General features: G+C 66.6%; 21 protein-coding genes. 9 read left to right on the forward strand and 12 right to left on the reverse strand.

Annotated features, from left to right (window positions below; translation table 11 throughout):
• Position 1 precedes the first annotated feature (1 nt).
• The 4 genes from ACOOF5_RS03660 (at position 2) to ACOOF5_RS03675 (ending at position 2963) form a co-directional block, all read left to right on the forward strand.
• Positions 2-895, forward strand: a complete 894-nt coding sequence (locus ACOOF5_RS03660) for an AAA family ATPase (protein ID WP_420436727.1) — start codon at positions 2-4, stop codon at positions 893-895.
• Between the two features lie 75 nt (positions 896-970).
• The gene (locus ACOOF5_RS03665; protein WP_420436729.1) at positions 971-2137 is read left to right on the forward strand and encodes a vWA domain-containing protein; all 1167 of its coding nucleotides are present in this window, start codon (positions 971-973) and stop codon (positions 2135-2137) included.
• A 5-nt stretch (positions 2138-2142) separates the two neighbouring features.
• On the forward strand, positions 2143-2457 hold the full coding sequence (locus tag ACOOF5_RS03670) for a hypothetical protein (RefSeq protein WP_420436731.1): 315 nt from the start codon (positions 2143-2145) through the stop codon (positions 2455-2457).
• A gap of 38 nt (positions 2458-2495) precedes the next feature.
• Positions 2496-2963 (forward strand): hypothetical protein, encoded by a 468-nt coding sequence (locus ACOOF5_RS03675; RefSeq protein WP_420436733.1) that lies wholly within the window; start codon positions 2496-2498, stop codon positions 2961-2963.
• A gap of 146 nt (positions 2964-3109) precedes the next feature.
• Here the strand turns inward: ACOOF5_RS03675 and ACOOF5_RS03680 are convergent, their stop codons facing one another.
• The 12 genes from ACOOF5_RS03680 to ACOOF5_RS03735 all read right to left on the reverse strand — a co-directional run bounded on the left by ACOOF5_RS03680 (position 3110) and on the right by ACOOF5_RS03735 (position 11970).
• Entirely contained in the window at positions 3110-3472 is a 363-nt protein-coding gene (locus ACOOF5_RS03680; RefSeq protein ID WP_420436735.1) for a hypothetical protein, read from the reverse strand.
• The gene (locus ACOOF5_RS03685; RefSeq protein WP_420436737.1) at positions 3469-3759 is read right to left on the reverse strand and encodes a hypothetical protein; all 291 of its coding nucleotides are present in this window, start codon (positions 3757-3759) and stop codon (positions 3469-3471) included. The genes ACOOF5_RS03680 and ACOOF5_RS03685 overlap by 4 nt, the downstream gene beginning before the upstream one ends.
• A gap of 1 nt (position 3760) precedes the next feature.
• The gene (locus tag ACOOF5_RS03690) at positions 3761-4024 is read right to left on the reverse strand and encodes a hypothetical protein (RefSeq protein ID WP_420436738.1); all 264 of its coding nucleotides are present in this window, start codon (positions 4022-4024) and stop codon (positions 3761-3763) included.
• Between the two features lie 16 nt (positions 4025-4040).
• Positions 4041-4268 carry a hypothetical protein gene (locus ACOOF5_RS03695; protein WP_420436740.1) on the reverse strand — a complete coding sequence of 76 codons (228 nt, stop codon included), beginning with the start codon at positions 4266-4268 and terminating at the stop codon, positions 4041-4043.
• An 11-nt stretch (positions 4269-4279) separates the two neighbouring features.
• Complete coding sequence (locus tag ACOOF5_RS03700; protein ID WP_420436742.1) at positions 4280-4531, reverse strand: hypothetical protein; 252 nt, start codon at positions 4529-4531, stop codon at positions 4280-4282.
• A 10-nt stretch (positions 4532-4541) separates the two neighbouring features.
• On the reverse strand, positions 4542-5126 hold the full coding sequence (locus tag ACOOF5_RS03705; RefSeq protein WP_420436744.1) for an SRPBCC family protein: 585 nt from the start codon (positions 5124-5126) through the stop codon (positions 4542-4544).
• Positions 5126-6085: an XdhC family protein gene (locus ACOOF5_RS03710; RefSeq protein ID WP_420436746.1), complete on the reverse strand. Its 960-nt coding sequence runs from the start codon at positions 6083-6085 to the stop codon at positions 5126-5128. Before ACOOF5_RS03710 ends, ACOOF5_RS03705 begins: the two co-directional genes overlap by 1 nt.
• Entirely contained in the window at positions 6082-8463 is a 2382-nt protein-coding gene (locus ACOOF5_RS03715) for an aerobic carbon-monoxide dehydrogenase large subunit (protein ID WP_420436748.1), read from the reverse strand. Before ACOOF5_RS03715 ends, ACOOF5_RS03710 begins: the two co-directional genes overlap by 4 nt.
• Position 8464: 1 nt before the next feature.
• Entirely contained in the window at positions 8465-9049 is a 585-nt protein-coding gene (locus ACOOF5_RS03720; protein WP_420436750.1) for a (2Fe-2S)-binding protein, read from the reverse strand.
• Between the two features lies 1 nt (position 9050).
• Entirely contained in the window at positions 9051-9926 is an 876-nt protein-coding gene (locus tag ACOOF5_RS03725) for an FAD binding domain-containing protein (protein ID WP_420436752.1), read from the reverse strand.
• A gap of 3 nt (positions 9927-9929) precedes the next feature.
• Entirely contained in the window at positions 9930-10184 is a 255-nt protein-coding gene (locus ACOOF5_RS03730) for a hypothetical protein (RefSeq protein WP_420436754.1), read from the reverse strand.
• Between the two features lie 130 nt (positions 10185-10314).
• On the reverse strand, positions 10315-11970 hold the full coding sequence (locus ACOOF5_RS03735; RefSeq protein WP_420436756.1) for an HNH endonuclease: 1656 nt from the start codon (positions 11968-11970) through the stop codon (positions 10315-10317).
• Positions 11971-12186: 216 nt separating this feature from the next.
• On the opposite strand from ACOOF5_RS03735, the gene ACOOF5_RS03740 reads away from it, so the two are divergent.
• From ACOOF5_RS03740 to ACOOF5_RS03760, 5 genes are all read left to right on the forward strand, one after another.
• Positions 12187-12483, forward strand: coding sequence for a hypothetical protein (locus ACOOF5_RS03740; protein ID WP_420436758.1), 297 nt, complete (start codon positions 12187-12189; stop codon positions 12481-12483).
• Between the two features lie 205 nt (positions 12484-12688).
• Positions 12689-13192, forward strand: coding sequence for a DUF2269 family protein (locus tag ACOOF5_RS03745; RefSeq protein ID WP_420436760.1), 504 nt, complete (start codon positions 12689-12691; stop codon positions 13190-13192).
• 233 nt (positions 13193-13425) lie between these two features.
• Positions 13426-14481 (forward strand): isocitrate/isopropylmalate dehydrogenase family protein, encoded by a 1056-nt coding sequence (locus ACOOF5_RS03750; protein ID WP_420436762.1) that lies wholly within the window; start codon positions 13426-13428, stop codon positions 14479-14481.
• A 66-nt stretch (positions 14482-14547) separates the two neighbouring features.
• Positions 14548-15720 carry an Ldh family oxidoreductase gene (locus tag ACOOF5_RS03755; protein ID WP_420436764.1) on the forward strand — a complete coding sequence of 391 codons (1173 nt, stop codon included), beginning with the start codon at positions 14548-14550 and terminating at the stop codon, positions 15718-15720.
• Entirely contained in the window at positions 15720-16931 is a 1212-nt protein-coding gene (locus ACOOF5_RS03760) for an acyl-CoA dehydrogenase family protein (RefSeq protein WP_420436766.1), read from the forward strand. The genes ACOOF5_RS03755 and ACOOF5_RS03760 overlap by 1 nt, the downstream gene beginning before the upstream one ends.
• Positions 16932-17008 lie beyond the last annotated feature (77 nt).

Consider the following 17008-nt stretch of genomic DNA (forward strand, 5'->3'; position numbering starts at 1 on the left):
GGTGAGCGAACAGCCCCGCAACGAAACACCGGCAAGCGTTGCCGACCTGCAGGCGCAGCTTCTGTCGTCTGGATACCTGGCGAGCCGCGGCCTGGCCACGGCAACGCTCATCGCGCTGCGCTTGGGTCGACCGATCCTGCTCGAGGGCGAGGTCGGTGTCGGCAAGACCGAGATGGCCAAGTGCCTGGCGCGGATCGGTGGGCGGCAGCTCATCCGGCTCCAGTGCTACGAGGGCATCGACACCCATCAGGCGCTGTACGAATGGGACTACGCGCGGCAGATGCTGCACGTCCGGGCGCTGTCGGAAAGCGAGCTGTCCGATGCCTCGACGGCCAGCGGCCTCTACAGCCCCGAGTTCTTGATCGAGCGCCCGCTGCTCGCGGCAATCCGGGCCGGAAGCGACGCTGTGCTGCTCATCGACGAGATCGACCGTGCCGACGACGAGTTCGAGGCGTTCCTGCTGGAGCTGCTGTCGGATTTCCAGATCACGATTCCCGAGGTCGGCACCGTGGCAGCCAGCGACCGGCCGACCGTGGTGCTGACATCGAATCGCACACGCGAACTGCACGACGCTTTGAAGCGGCGGTGCCTGTACCACTGGATCGGCTACCCGAGCGTCGAAGAAGAAATCGAGATCGTGCGGCTGCGCGTGCCTGATGCCGTCGAAACGCTTGTGCACAAGGTCGTCGCTGCGGTGCAGCGTCTGCGCGACATGGACCTGACCAAACCCCCCGGCGTCGCAGAAACGCTCGACTGGGTGGATGCGCTGGGCGTGCTGGGCACCACCGAGCTCGACGCGGCCACCGCAGCCGACACGCTCGGTACGGTCATCAAGGACCGAGACGACCTCGAACTCGTCGGCGCCGAACTCGACAGGGTTGCGACCGGTGCGTGACGCGATGTCTGACATCGGCTTCGTCGCTCATGCCTGAGGACCGCAGCACGCCCTATCTTGACAGCGCAGACGCCGATGCCTGAGGGAGTGCCTGCGCCCGGAGACGACGTCGGCGCAGATGCCATGGAGATCGTGGCACGCCTCGTCGGCTTCGGCCACGCTCTGCGGCACGAGGGCCTGCCGGTCGGCTCCGACGACGTGGTCACGTTCTGCACAGCCGTCGCCGAGCTCACACCCAGCGACCTCGCTGACGTCTACTGGTGCGGCCGTTCCACGCTCGTGCATCGCCGCGAGCACCTGGCGGTCTTTGATGAGATGTTTCGCCAGTACTTCCTGGGCCACCCGGCCCCGGCCAGACCCGAACCCGTCTCGACCGAACCGGTCGCCCAGGGACTGAGCGGAACCGTGAACGTGCCCGATAGCGAGCCGGGCGAACAAACCGGAGACGACCGGCCGATGGTGCTCGGCCTGCAGGCCTCGGGTGTCGAGATCCAGCGTGACAAACGATTCGCTGAGTGCACCCCCGAAGAGTTGGCGGCGCTGCGGCGGATCATGGCGCGCATCGGACTCGAACCGCCACAACGCCGAACACGACGGCGGCAACCGGATCCCTCGGGTGCGCGGCTCGACATCCGGCGGATGGCCCGCGAGGCCATGCGCCTTGGCCACGCGGCACCTGAGCTGCGCCGACTGTCACGATCACAGCGACCCCGGCCACTCGTGCTCATCTGTGACGTTTCGGGGTCGATGGCCGACTACTCGCGCAACCTGCTGCAGTTCGCATATTCGATGCGTCGGGCAGCCCGCAAAGTCGAAGTCTTCTGCTTCGGCACCCGGCTGACGCGCATTACGCCTGCGTTGGACCGCCGCAACCCCGACGATGCCATGAAGCTTGCTGCGGCCCGCGTGCTCGATTGGGACGGCGGCACGCAGATCGGTGCATCGCTGGACACCTTCGTGCGCCGCTGGGGTCGCAATGGCCTCAGCAGGGGCGCCACCGTTGTGGTCTGCTCCGATGGGCTCGACCGCGGCGACCCAGCTGTGCTGGCGGACGCTATGGAGCGTCTCAGCAGGCTCTGCCACCGGATCGTGTGGATGAACCCGCTCGCCGGCGACGACGTCGAGACCCTGCCGAACACCCTCGCCATGTCGGTGGCGGGCCCGTTCATCGACTCGCTCCAGTCCGGCCACGACCTCGACAGCCTCGAGTCGTTCGCCCTCAAGCTGCCCCAGATCGGCTGAGCCTGATGAAGCTGAGCCCGGTGAAGAGGTGGAGCGTCTCCATCCAGGCAGAGGGCGACCGGCCCGTCGAACTCGACGAGGTGGTGGCGCTGGCCGACGCGGTGGCGCCGCTCGACGGCATCGCATCGGGCGTCGGTGCCACGGCGTACGGCGCTCAGATCGTGATCGAGGCCGACACCGCCGACAGCGCCGTCGAGGCGGCCATGGAGGCCTTCGCCGCGGCTGCCCAGACGGCGAACCTGCCGGCTTGGCCGGTGACCCGTGCGGAAGTGATCGGGGAGGACGAGTTCGAGGTAGGCGAAGTTGGGATCGACGATTGATGCGGACCAGTTGACCCGCCCCCGATGACCCAGTCCCGATGATTCGGCTTGGCTCGCTCGCGGGCTATCCCTTCGAGGGGCCACGGGTGCTTGGCGGCTGGACGCCGCCGGCGATCGCTGCCGTGTTCGCGATCCTGTACCGGGCCGACCCTGACGGCAAGCCGTACGACTACGCCGTGCTCGACGTCGACCACGCGGACAACCTGGCTGAGGCCCGGCTGCCGTTCGGTCACACCCGCGCCAAGTGCTGGGAGCGACGCGCCGGCAACAAGTGGAATCTCCACATCTGCACCTACGAGGTGCCCGGCGGGCTGCCCTCGCACCGCGAACAGATAGTCCGCGAGCTGATCGCCGTCTATCGGCCCGGCTGCGCGCCCGAACAGTTCGACCAGGTGTGGGAGGACGAGTGGATCGGCAGCTACCGGGCCCCCACCGCCGGCCCGCTCACCACCACACGCGATCCCAGCGGCTCGACGGAGCGAAGACCCGAGCCCGACGAGAGCTGATCGCTGACGCGGAGGACGCGAGCCAGTCGGCACAGACGCCATAGCTGGGGAGGCGGCAGGAGACTCTGCGACGTTGCGACCTGCTGGATCGCGGGAGCAGAGGGTCCTGCCGCCTCTCCAGCGGGCGCACCTATCGGCTCAGCCTCTTATTCGGGGTGGTAGCCGACGGCGTCGTGCAGCCGGCTGCGGCGCGTGCCCATCGCTGGGCGGGCCGGCACTGGCTCGCGAGGCTCGGGTTCAGGCTCGTACGTGGCGCCGACCACGATGCCTTCGGCCATGCCGTACAGCAGCGGCAGCGCGCCCGCAATGACGCCGCTGGTGCTGTTGATGCGCTCGACGCCTGGCTCGACAGCCTCAGCGTCGGCCTTGATCTTCCAGACGATCTGCGAGCACTCTTCGAGCAGCCCCGCGATGCGGGTCAACTGACTTCCGACGATGAACAGGTAGAAGGCCAGCCCCGCAATCAGCAGGCCGATCAGTATGACCGAGAGAACCACGAGTGTCGTCATGATCGCACCTTGTCGAGCACACGGCCCAAGAACAGGTGGTGTTCGAGGCCTTCGGTCAGGACCGCATCGACTTGCTCGGCAGTCTGCGCGATGAGAGCGGTGTCACCGGTGTTGGCGGCGGCACGCTCAAGCGTGTCCTTGATGACTTCCACCCGGCGTTCGATCGTGCGCACGAGCAGCACCAGCATGGTGAGCAGGGCAACGACGGCCACGATCACGACGAAGCCTCCGATGATGACACCCCACCACAGGTTCTCCTGGGTGTCGGTCAACCCCAATAGTCCCATCTCAGCCTCCTAACCGGGCCCGACCACGCTTGAGGCCGGCGACGATCGTCGATGCCGCCTCGATCGTGGTGTTCAGTTCCGCCAGCGCCGCCGTGTTGGTCGCTGCGTCTTCCAGCGCGTCGTTGATCTCCGAAGCCCGATTGCCGATCGAACGGGCAAGCATCAGGATCGGCACGACGAGTGCGACCACGGCGATCACCACGACGATGCCGATCACGTAGCCGATCGTCCATCCGGTTGTGGATTCGTGAGCGAGTAGCTGCATCACGGCATGGCCTCCCTCAGATCGATTCGCAGAAGTCGCTGACGGGTTTGAGCGTCGAATTGACTGACGGCAGCACCGTCGGGACAGTCGAGGTCTGCTCCGCGATGACCCGAACGCCGCCCGCGACCTGCGCGAGCGTGGCGTGGACTGCTCGCAAGTGGAGCACCACTCGCAGCAGCCCGACCGCAGCAGCCACGATGATGAGTCCGCCGATGATGACGGTGACCCAGGCAACAGCAGGCATCAGATCTCCCTTCAGCCCAAGAGCTTCCCGACCGAACCGGCGTAGCGCACCGCACCGTCCGCTACCTCTTCGATCGTCTCGTCAGTGGTCGCGAGCAGATCGCGTGTGGAGTCGAGCTCGCCGATGACCCCCACGCCCCCGGCGAGAATGTCGTCGCTGGCTTTGCGGATCCGCTCGATGGCGGCCAGGACCCGGTTCAGCAGTGCGACCGCAATCGGCACGACCACGGCCAGCAGTATCAGGTTTCCTATCCACCAGAGCACAGCAGCCTCCTCAGACGGCCTCGGGGCGGTACGGCATGACGAATCGACGCACCACGCGCGCCAACCCCATCTGCGCGGCGCGCACGCCGATGGCGACGCCGCCGGCGCTTTGGGCTGGGGTGATCTCGTCGGGGTCGCGGCCCGCCGCGATCGCAGCGAGCCGATTTTGCACGTTGGCGGCGAAATCGCTCAGCAGCACCGCAGTGATGTCGCCCACCAGGCCGCGTCCATACTGCGCTGCGGGCCCGGAGAGCTGCAGGTCCATCGCAACCTCGACTGCCGTGCCGCTCGCAGCTTCGGCAAGGCTTGCGGTCAGCTCAAGCGTGGCTTGGCCCCGGCCCTTGCGATCGGCGCCGCTGGCAGCGACCGAGATCGTGCGTGCATCTTCGTCGCGGTGAGTGATCTCGGCACCGCCGTCGAAGTCGAGCTTGATCGGGCCGAGGCTGATCGACACTGTGCCGCCGTAACGGTCGTCTCCGAGCTCGTCGGTGAGCTCGGTACCGGGCAGGCACGCCGCAACCTGCGGCACGTTGCCGAAGAAGTCCCACACCGCACCGAGCGGCTGCGCCACCTCGAACTGGTTGGTGATCTGCATCAGGCGACTCCCTGTTCGCGCGCATAGGCAGCGCGGCATCCGGCGCAGCAGAAATAGAAGACCTCGTCTCCCACTTCAAGCGAGGCAGCTGCCGCATCGATCTGGACTGACATGCCGCAGATGGGGTCGATTGCCGTTGGGGCCACAGGCGGTTGAGCCGTGACCGTCGCCGCGAACGCACCCGCCGCACGCAGCTGCACCAGCTCAGCCAGGATCGACACGGCAACCTCTTTGTGCGAGGTGCTGCCGAGATCAAGGCCGGCGGGGGCGCGCAGTGCGCCGAGCTGAGCTTCGGGCACGCCTTGGTCGGCCAGCAGGGTGCGGACGCTTGCGGATCGCCGAGCGGACGACACCAGGCCCACATAGGCCGGATCGGCCTTGAACGCAGCCGCCAGCACCTCTTCGTCGCCATGCCCTTGGGTGGCAACGACGACGATCGACTGCGGCGTGAGCAGCCCTTCGCTGAACTCGGCACGATCAACAAGTTCGACACGCCAGTCGAGTTGGGCTGCGAGCACCGAGAGGGTTGTCGCCATGGGCGAGCTTCCGACGATCACAATGTGGGGTGTGGCCACGACCGGCTCCAAGTAGATCTGCAGGGCGCCATCGCTGCGGCACGACATCGGCACTGCCGTCGTGCCCTGGGGGAGATCGCCGAATCGATCGCTCGCGCCCAGCGCCAGCAAACGCGGCATCCCTGCTTCGAGCGTTGCCACGGCCTCGCGGATGAACACGGGCTCGGCGCACGCGCCTCCGATCCACCCGTAGAGCTCGCCCGAAGCCGTGTAGATCGCACGAGACCCCTGGTGACCCGACGTCGGACCTTCCCGCCAGACAACCGTTGCCAGCACGAAAGCCTCACCGCCGCGAGCCAGTTCTGTGGCGCGTTCAAGCACGCCCCAGCCCTCGACGGAGCGGGACTCAACGGCACTGGGCCCGAAGAGACTGGGACCGCTCATGGCTCGGTCTTTACCGGCGGAGCGCCGGAGACGTCGTGGCCCTGGGTGATGGCCTCATAGACCCGATCGGGCAACAGCGGCATATCGATGTTGCGCACGCCGGCGTCGCCGATGGCGTCGATCACGGCGTTGACGAATGCGGCAGGGCCGCCGACCGTGGCGCACTCCCCGATGCCCTTGGCGCCGATGGGATGGTGCGGGCACGGAGTCACCACTTCGTGGAGCTCGAAACCCGGTGTCTCCCACGCAGTCGGCAACAAGTAGTCCATGTAGTTCGAGCCGATGCAGTTGCCATCCTCGTCGAAGGTGATGAACTGCATGTTGGCCATGGCGTAGGCCTCGGTGAGCCCGCCCATGATCTGGCCCTCGACGATCATCGGGTTGATGCGCACGCCGCAGTCGTCCACCGCCACCACCCGCAGGACGTCCCACACCCCGGTCTCGGGATCGACTTCGACGGTCGCGATGTAACAGGCGAACGGCCACGTCAGGTTCGGCGGGTCGTAGTAGGCGTTGTTCTCGAGGCCCGGTTCCATGCCGTCGGGCATGTTGCTGTATGCGGCGATGGCGCATTCCTGAATCGTCACGCCTCGATCAGGGGCGCCGCGGACGGAGAACCGCCCGAGCTCCCACTCGATGTCCTCTTCGGACACCTCAAGCAAGTGGGCGGCGATCTTGCGGGCCTTGGCGCGGATCTTGCGAGACACCATGGACACCGCTGCGCCGGCCACCGGCGTGCTGCGCGATGCATAGGTGCCCATGCCGAATGGGGCGGTGTCGGTGTCGCCCTCCTCGACGAGCACATCCTCCGCGGGAATGCCCAGCTCGTGAGCGACGATCTGCGCCCAGGTGGTCTCGTGTCCTTGGCCCTGAGTCTTGGCGCCGGTGCGCAGCAACGCCTTGCCGGTCATGTGGACCTTCAGCTCGGCGGAGTCGAACATCTTGATGCCCAAGATGTCGTATTCGCGGCTGTTGCCGGCCCCCAGCGGCTCGGTCATGGTCGAGATGCCGATGCCCAGCAGCCGGCCCCGCTGGCGGGCTTCCTCCTTCTGGGCCAGGAAATCCTCGTAGCCGATCGCTTCGAGGCCGAGGTCGAGGCACTTGGCGTACTGGCCGGAGTCAGTCAGCATCCCCCACGGCGTGCGATGGGGGAAGTCGTCGTCTCGCACCAAGTTGATGCGGCGAAATTCGGCTTGGTCCATTCCGAGGTCGGCGGCGGCGGCCTGCACCATGCGCTCCTGGAAGTACATGGCCTCGGTGACACGGAACGAGCACCGGTACGCGACCCCACCCGGCGCCTTGTTGGTGTAGACGCCTTGAGCGGTGAGATGAGCGGTGGGGATGTCGTAACAACTGAAAGCCGAGTGCATCAAGCCGACCTTGAACTTGCTCGGCTGAGCATCGGAGAAGAACGCACCGTGGTCGGAGTCGGTGTGCATGCGCACGCCGAGAATGCGACCGTCGTTACGCAGCGCCAACTCGCCCTTGAGGTAGATGTCGCGGCCGAATCCCGTCGAGATGAGGTTTCCGCTCTTGTCCTCGATCCACTTGACCGGGCATTCGAGCAAGATCGACGCCAGGATCGACACGACGTAGCCGGGATACACCGGCACCTTGTTGCCGAAGCCGCCGCCGAGATCGGGCGAGACGATGCGGATCAGGTGCTCGGGCAGTTCAGCCACCAGTGCCACCGCAGCGCGGATGATGTGCGGCGCCTGGGTGGTCATGTACACGGTGAGCTTCGAGGTCGCCCGGTCGAAATCCGCGATCGAGCCGCACGCCTCGATGGGTGACGGGTGCGAGCGCGGGTAGTGCATCTCGATGGCCGAGACCACGTCGGCCTCGGCGAAGGCACGGTCAGTGCCCGCGCGGTCGCCGACCTCCCAGTCGAACACCACGTTGTCGTTCTGGCCGGTCTTGTCGTCGCGGATCAGCGGGGCGTCGGGCGCCTTTGCCTGGATCGGGTTGACGATGGGCGGCAGCGGTTCGTAGTCGACGACGATGGCCTCGCAGCCGTCCTTGGCGATGTAGGGGTCGTCGGCGACGACGCAGGCCACCTCTTGGCCTTGGAATCTGACCTTGTCAGTGGCAAGAACGGCCTGGGTGTCATAGGAGAGCGTCGGCATCCATGCCAGATTCCGGGCGGCCAGCATCTCGCCCGTGAGCACCATGCGAACGCCGGGAACGGCCCAGGCGGCACTGACGTCAATGGACCGGATGCGGGCGTGGGCGAGCGGGCTGCGCAGGATCTCCATGTGCAGCATTCCGGGCAGAGCGATGTCGTCGATGTAGTTGCCCTTGCCGCGGATGAAACGGCTGTCTTCGACCCGGCGCCGGCTGGCACCGAGGCCGCCGATCTTGATCTCGTCGAGCGCCATCTCAGCCCTCCTCGCCATCGTCGGCAGCATCGCCGCCCTCGCTGGGTGGGGCGCCGCCGCCTAACTTCTCAGCCGCCCACATCACCGCTTTGACGATGTTCTGGTAGCCGGTGCAGCGGCACAGGTTCCCCGACAGTGCCCAGCGGATCTCGTCCTCGGTTGGGTTCGGGTTCTCCTCCAGCAGGGCCTTGGCGCTCAGCATCATGCCAGGGGTGCAAAAGCCGCATTGCAGGCCGTGCTCGTCGGAGAATCCCTCCTGGACTGGGTGCAGCTCGCTGGCGGTCGCAAGACCCTCGACGGTGAGAATCTCGTGACCGTCGGCTTGGACGGCGAACATCGTGCAGCTCTTGACGGGAACGCCGTCGTAGAGCACCGTGCAGGCGCCGCAGTTGGTCGTGTCGCATCCGGTGTGGGTGCCCGTCAGGCGGAAGCCGTTGCGCAGCAGGTGTGCCAGCAGCAGCCGCGGTTCGACATCGGCGGCGCGGCGTTCGCCGTTCACGGTCAGTTCCAGCCGGCGAACCGGCACTGCGTCATCGGCGCCTTGGTCACCGAGACTCGGCCGGACTTCTTCGAACAACGTGCTCATGTCAGGCCGCCTTCTGGTCAGACCGCTGGATTTGCGCCCCGATGCGTCGCACGAACGTTGCGACGACGTGGCGCTTGTAGTCGGCGCTTCCCCGATGGTCGGAGCGCGGCTGGGCCGCTTCGGCGGCGAGCTGAGCTGCGGCATCGACGGCGTCGGCATCGAGCGTTGTCCCCACCAGAGCCGCCGCCGCGCTCGAAGCGTTGATGGTGGCGGGCCCGACGCCAGTCAGCCCGATGCCTGCCTTGGCGACGCTGTCGCCAGACATCTCCACCGAGACCGCGACGCCGACGGTGGCGAAGTCGCCGACACGGCGCTCAAGCTTGAGGTAGCCGCCGGCCCGGGCGCCACCTGCTGTGGGAACCACCGCCTCCACAGCAATCTCGTCGGGAGCGAGCACTGTCTGGAACGGGCCGTCGATGAGGTCGTCAACCGCAATGGTGCGCTGCCCGTTCGGGCCTTGGGCCACGATGGCGCCTTCCAGCGACACCATCACCGAAGCCCAGTCGCCTTGCGGGTCGGCGTGGCACACCGAGCCCACGAGCGTTCCTCGTGTGCGTACGAGCGGGTCGGCTACGACAGGTGCCGCCGCCGCCATGGTGGGCTGATGGTCGCCGAGCGTCGTCGACTTCTCGAGATCGGCGTGGCGGCACAGCGCACCGATGCGGTAGGTGCCGTTGCCATCAGCCCGGTGGTAGTCGAGACCGCCGATGCCGTTGATGTCCACGATCATCGCCGGTGCAGCGAACCGCAGTTTCATCATCGGGATGAGGCTCTGGCCGCCGGCCAGAATCTTTGCCTCGCCGTCTGCCGCAGCAAGCAGGGCGATGGCCTCGGCGACTGTCGAGGGGGCTTCATAGCGGAAGCGGGATGGGTACATGCCTCAGCCTCCTGTCGACGGTCCGCTGGGCCCTTGTGGGTCCGGCACGGCTCGCGGCATCGACTCGTCATCGGGATCCGGCCGTAGCTCCTGGTGCGGCGGCCACGGGCCTTGGACCGGCTGACCTGCGACTTTGAGATAGTCGATGAGCTGCGGCCACGCCCAAACCGTCGGGCTGGCGCCCTCTTTGGGCGCGCCCTCGATGACTTCGTACATCCTCGGGTTGCCAGCACTGTGGCCTGATGACTCGATCGGCATGGATACCCCTTCCCCCGGAGATCCGGCCGTGTCTGCTGCACAGCGAACTTACCACCGCTCCCCCGGACGTTCAGAACGAACCCGGTTGCGCAGCCGCCAACAGCCCCGTGTTCGGATTCGCACGAGTCAGTCAGGCTGCGGTTGCTGGTTCGTGGTGCGGTGCGCGGAGAGGTCCGGGTGATCGGGTCGGGTCTCGATGGGGCGGTTCGGTGCTGCGGTCGGCGGGTGCCGTTCGGTCGAGCCGGTCGTCAGGGGGTCGCCAGCTGGGTCGGTCACCATGCGGTGGCCGGCCGACTCGGTCACCATGCGGTGCTTGGCCGACTCGGTCGCCAGGCGGCGGCCGGCCGAGCGGTTCGGGGTTGTGGTCGGCAGGCGGCGTCGGGTCGGGCCGCTGTAGGGGGGGTGCCCGTCGGGGTCGTCCGTCGGGCGGGGTTTCGATGGGCCAGCGGCGTTGGTGGTGGTCGGTGTGGCACGGCTCGCACAGGTTGGCGAGGTTCGCAACGTCGGTGTCGCCGCCGTCTTCGTAGTGGTCGATGTGATGGGCGTGACAGCGTTCTGAGTGGGTCGCGCACGCGATGCAGCCGCCGTCGCGGATGGCCAGCACGATCCGCTGCGCCTCAGAGGCGCTGCGCACCCGGCCCAAGGCGAGCTCGCTCCAGTCGCTGCTGAAGATCGCAGGCAGGATCCTGGCGTCAACAGCCAGCCCGGCGAGCTGTGCCGCTGACAGGGGCGTGCCGTCGTCGAGGCGGGCATTCGCGACCTGCCCGGTGACCAAGTCGTAATCGGCGGCGATCACCAAGCTGGCCCCCGGACGCTGACGACCCAGAATCAGATCGCACAACGCGTCGGCGTTGCGCTGGGCGAAACTGTCGCCGGCTGCGTCGTCGCGCCGGCGCACAGCTCGCTCGGCCGCGGCGAGCTGCATGCTCACCTGGCGGCCGGCGAGGTAGTCCAGGTCGGCACGCAGATGCCACATTCCGTCATCGCCGAGCACCAGCGAGCAGCGACGCTCCATCTGCTGCAAAGCCATCTCCGCGTCGGCGGAGTCGACTTCGCCGCTATCAGCTTGGGCCTGAACTTCGGCGGCCATCTGCTGGCGCCGATGCTCGAGGGTGCGGCGAGCAATCATGTCCGAGGGATACACCTCGCACAGCTCCAGCAAATCGCCCTCACCAAGACTGTGCACCTTGGGCGCCTCCCGGGCGACGAGCCTCGCGTGAGATGCGTGAATGTCGCCTGCCGCCAACGCGTCGAATGTGTCGGCCAGTGCATGCTCGGTGAGCGCTTCGGCGAGATGAGCTTCGCTGCGAGCCTGCGCAGTGCTCATCCGGGTGTACTCGCGCAGCTGCCACGCAGCCGACCGCGCCCCGTCACGACACACCAACTCACCCACCGCAGCCAAGAACCGCGCCTCAGCACGAGACCGCTCAGCCGCCAACTCCACGACACGATCCACCAGATCGTCATGCGCCAACAACTCCAAGCCCATCTCCGACACACAATCAGCATCAATGAACGCGCCACGCGCCGCACCTGCCGCACCTGCCGCAGCAGCCCGCTCCCGGCCCGCCGCCCGGTTCAACTCAACCCAATAGGCCTGATCATCAACCGCCACCGCCGAAGAGCCAGAGGTGTCAGAAGCGTCAGCCGGATTCAGATCAATTACGTCATCGATCTCGGCGAGGCACCCGTGGGAGGATCGTTCGCCAGAAAAGCCAGAATCGTTTCCATCAATGACGGGTGAATGGCCGGAGGTCGAGCCTTCAAGGTATCGCTCGATGAGCATGAGAGAAGTATACACACAAATGTGGTCAATCACAAACGTTCGCTCGCACCACTTTCGACCCAATTCAACTATCACTATCGGCGCAGCGCGATCGGAATTGCAAGGGTCCGCCAGAAACCAGTTCATGCGATTTGTGCTCGAAAATCATGCGTAACTCTTGGTAATCAGAGCATCGTTCGCGCGACTTGACCCGCGGCAAACCCCAAGACCTCAATGGTGTTTGTTCAAAGCCATTGTTGTGAGTGCGATGCCGTCGGCGGCAGCCGTCAAGCTGGCGAGAATCAGGCGAAGCGAACGCCAATTAAGGTTTCAACGTTTCGCTTCATTGAGTTAATTTCTCGATCGTTCTTCCTCTTCCTCGACTACGGCCTCCGTTTCGGAGTCGGCATTCTCGGGTTCGGAACCCTCGCCATCTACTTCCTCATGGATCGGCTCGGCTGCAGTGCTGGTGCCCGCAGTGGTATCGCCACTGGCTCGTCTTCCGCGACGCTGGCAAGCGTGGTAGCGCTGTAGATCTCGGATCGCGCCTTGGCATCAGAGCCGACCGCGATCGGCACATCGCCTGCGCAGGTCAGCCCCGATCCGCTATTCCGCGCCAACCGGATGCAGCCCCGGCTCGGACACATCGCCGGGAACAGAGAGCGCTGAAGCGGCCATACCGATACACAGCGAGATCGACGCGGCCGAACATCGGTAGTGCGGCGCGATACTCAGGGCTATGGCACTTGGCATAGACGACTCGCTGCTGGCGGTCAGTACGAGTTCCGGCTGGTACCAGACGGTGTTGATCATTCACCTGGCGGGCGCCGTGGTGGGCTTCGGCGGGAGCGCCATGGGTACCGTCATGCTGCGTCGTGCCTGGACCGAAGGACCCGACGCGGCCGCGGCCGTCCGGCGTTCGTTTGAATTCGCCTCCAACCGTCTCATCGACATCGCGGCATACCTAGCCGGCATCGCCGGCATCGTCGCCGTGATCGTCGGGCCGTGGAACTTCCGGCAGGACTGGGTGACGATTGCGTTCGTCCTGTATTTCGCCTGGGCGGGCATCAACCACGGCGCTCTGCGTCCGACCGGCGCCAAGCTGGCCGAAGCCTTGGACGCGGAACCCGAACTGTCCGCCGACGCGCAACGGTTGCGCAAGCGGGCCGAGCTGTGGTCCATGGTTAGCAACCTGGTCATCGTGGCCGCCATCGCCGTGATGGTGACCAAGCCCAGCCTGTAGCTCGCTCGACCACTCGGCCCGAAGCCGGTCGAATCGGCGTTCGAGACGCAGAAATACTGGATCCAGCAAGGGGTCTGGCGACATCCCGCTGAGACGGAGCTGAACGGATCCGACCGCTGACGCCGAACTCATGGTCACATCATCACGCAGCCGTCGCAGTTTCCCGCCACATTTTCCGACTCTTTTGGGCGACGCTACGCGGCTGCCGACCCAGCCACGTAGCGTCAGCGCGCATGACCGACCAACGGCGGCACCGGGTGTGCGTGATCCCCGGCGATGACGCTGCACCTGAGGCCATGGCGGCGTCGCTACGAGTGCTCGACGCGTTGGACCTGCCCATCGACTGGGACCATGTGCCAGCCGGCGATGAGCTGGCGGCGCTCACGCCCGACGAGCGGACAACACAGGTCGGCGAGCGCATCGATGCTGCCGACACCGTGCTGTTCGGCGCCTCCAATGGCACCACGCCCGGCGCGCTCCACATGCGCTGGGGCAAGCGCACCTACGCGAATGTGCGTCCCGTTCGCTGGCGGCCCGGCTATGCCTCGCCGATGGCTCGACCCGAAGGCATCGACTACGTGATCGTGCGGGAGAACCTCGAAGACATGTACGTCGGCGTGATGGGCCCTGCCAAGGCATTGGTGGATGCGGGGCTGACAGAGGGCCGCTCGCGCGTGCCGCCCGACGCCGCCGAGGGCCGATTCGCGGCGAAGATCATCACCCGGCCCGGTACCGAGCAGGTCACCCGCTTCGCCGCGGAGCTGGCGCTGAGCCGCGGCGGCAAACTGACCGTCTCGGCCAAGACGAACATGCTTCCTGCGACTGATCGCTGGTTCTGCGACATCGCCCGCGAAGTGGCTTCGGAATACCCGGGCCTGGAGTACGAGCAGTTCATCGTCGACGACATGGCGCACCGGCTGGTGGTGCGGCCCCACGAGTTGGACGTACTGCTGTTGCCGAACCTCTACGGCGATGTCCTCTCCGATCTGGGCGCGGGAACCATCGGCGGCATGGGCCTGGCACCGTCGGGCTGCTATGGCGACGACTGGGCCTATTTCGAGTCGGCGCACGGCACGGCGCCCGACATCGCCGGATTGGGCATCATCAACCCCACGGCCACGCTGGAGTCAACCGAGATGATGCTGCGCTACCTCGAGCTCGACGCGTCGGCCGACCGTCTTGAGCGTGCCTTGGCCCGGGTCTACGAGGACGGCGAACACCTCACGGCCGACCAGGGAGGCGCCGCAGCCACCGAAGACTTCGCAACCGCAGTCATCGAGGCCCTCTAGCGGACGCCCGGCGCCACGGCAGATAGACAAACGCATCGAACTCAGCGGAACGGTGAGCGAACAGACATGAGCGAACAAAGCAGACCCCAAGAGACACTGCCGCGGGGCATACCTGATGATCGGCCCGCGGACGGCGACGACAGTGCATCGGTGTCGTTTCGGCTCGACGAGCTGCGGCCCTGGGGCATCGCTGCGTACGTGGCCGCCGGCATGGCTGCCGACGACGCAGAGACTGTCGTCGACAACCAGCTCTGGTCGGACCGGCGGGGCGTCGACACGCACGGCTTCCAGCGGGTGAGCTGGTACGTGAACTGGATCCGCGACGGCACCACCGACCCGACGGCCCAGTGCGAGATCGTCACCCGAACGCCGTCGGTGCTGGTGGCCGACGGGCACCACGGACTCGGCCAGCTCGTCATCACCCGCTTCATGGAGCAGCTCATCGAGGCCGCCGCCGAAAGCGGCTTGGTGGTCGGGGTGATCCGGAATTCCAATGACTGGGGTTGCGGGGCGAACTACCCCTATCACGCCGCCGAAGCCGGCTTCGTCTGTTACGGAACGACCACCTCGGTGCCGAACCTGGCACCGTTCGGCAGCCGTCGCAAGCTGTTCGGCAACAACCCCATCGTGTGGACGTTCCCGCGCCGAGACCAGCCCCCGATCGTGCTCGACATGGCGATCACACCCGTCGCGCTCGGCAAGGTGCTGCGCGCCCGCTCGGAGGGAAGGGACATTCCCGTCGAATGGGGGTTCTTGGACCGTGACGGCAACCCGACGGTCGATCCCGACGTGGCGATGCGCGGCATCGTGCCCGCAATCGGCGGCTACAAGGGCATCGGCATGATCACAGCTTCCAACATCGCAGCGGGCATCCTCGCTGGCTCGGCGCACACAGGCGATGTGGCTGTGGGACGGCGGGGGCAGTTCTTCTTGCTGATGGACCCCGGCGTGTTCCGCAACCGCGACGAGTACTACGACGACATCGAGGACATGGTCGCCCAGATCCGCGCCGCCGGGGAAGAGGACGTGCTGCCAGGCCAGACCGTGTACCTGCCGGGCGAGCTGGAACAGCGCGAGATGGACCGGCGCAGCGCCGCCGGCACGGTGAGCTACCCGGCGTCGGTGGTCCGCTCGCTGAGCCGAGTCGGCGACGAGCTCGGCGTGCCGTTCGAGTGCGATGCCGTGCTAGACGCCAGCCCCGCAGTCGGCCCCTCTGCCGAGTCCGCAGAAAGCTCGTGATGAGCGGCGCCGACCCAGACCGGGTTGACGAGCTGGTGCCGGCTGATCAGGGCCACAAGATGCTGTCGCTCGCAGCGGAGTGGATTCCCACGCTGACCGAGCGAAGCGTCGAGATCGACCGGCTGCGGCAACTCCCCCAAGACCTGGCGGGGGCGCTCGCAGCTGACGGCTTCTACCGGACCCTGGTGCCGCCAGAACTCGGCGGAATGGGCCTCGCCCCACCGGTTGTCGCAAACATCAGCGAAATACTGGCGATGGGCAACGCGTCGGCGGCGTGGTGCACCTTTATCGGTTCGACGTCGCAGATCATGTTCGCTGCGTTGGAGTCCGCCCAGCTTGCGGAGGTTCTGGCAAACCCCGACGTCATCACCGCCGGAGTGTTCGCGCCCTCGGGGACAGCCACCGCTGCCGCGGGGCCGGACGGCGCTGACGGGTACATCGTGAAGGGCCGCTGGGCATGGGCGTCGGGCTCTCACAACGCCGAGTGGATTTCCGGCGGTGTGCAGATCGACACCAGCCAGTCGACCGATTCTGCGCAACCGGCGCTGGGACGGGTCTTCTTCCGTCCCGAGGACATCGTGCTCCACGACGATTGGTACACCAACGGGCTGCGAGGCTCGGGGTCGAGCACCTTCGAAGCCGACGGCATCTGGCTTCCTGCCAACCGCATTGCGTATGAGCGCACCATCCTGAAGTCTCCGTACGCAGCCCAGCCTTTGTATCGGATGCCGCTGTTCGGTCTGCTGGCGCTGCCGATCGGTGCGATCGCCCTGGGCATGGCCCGCGCCTGCATCGACGAGGTCATCGAGGTCGCCACCTCGAAGGTGCCACAAGGCTCCCGCCGAACGCTCGGCCGGCGGCCGTCGCTCCACTCGGCAGTGGCAGTTGCCGACACCGAGGTGCGGGCCGCCCGCACGCTGCTGTACGCGGAGATGGACGCCGCGTGGGAACGAGCGCAGCACGGGCTGGCAGACCTGGAGATCCGGCGAAACCTGCGCACCGCCACCACCCACGCCATGCAGGCAAGCTTGCGAGTCGCGCAGTCGATGAACTCTGCCGTCGGGGGCACGGCCGTGTTCGAAGCGTCGCCGCTGCAGCGCCACCTGCGCGATGCGCAGACCGCGTCGGCCCACTTCATGGTGGCGATGCCGGTCATGGAACTGGCCGGCCGCACATTCTTCGACGCCGACGCGGACACGTCCGGCCTGTAACCGACAGATTCTGTCTCATCAGCCGCAGCCGGCCGACATCGACGGCCCGCTGCGGTGCGCCTCGGTCTGTGAAACGC

This window comes from Candidatus Poriferisodalis sp. (genome assembly GCF_965214215.1).
In the GTDB taxonomy this organism is placed as follows: Bacteria; Actinomycetota; Acidimicrobiia; order Acidimicrobiales; family Poriferisodalaceae; genus Poriferisodalis.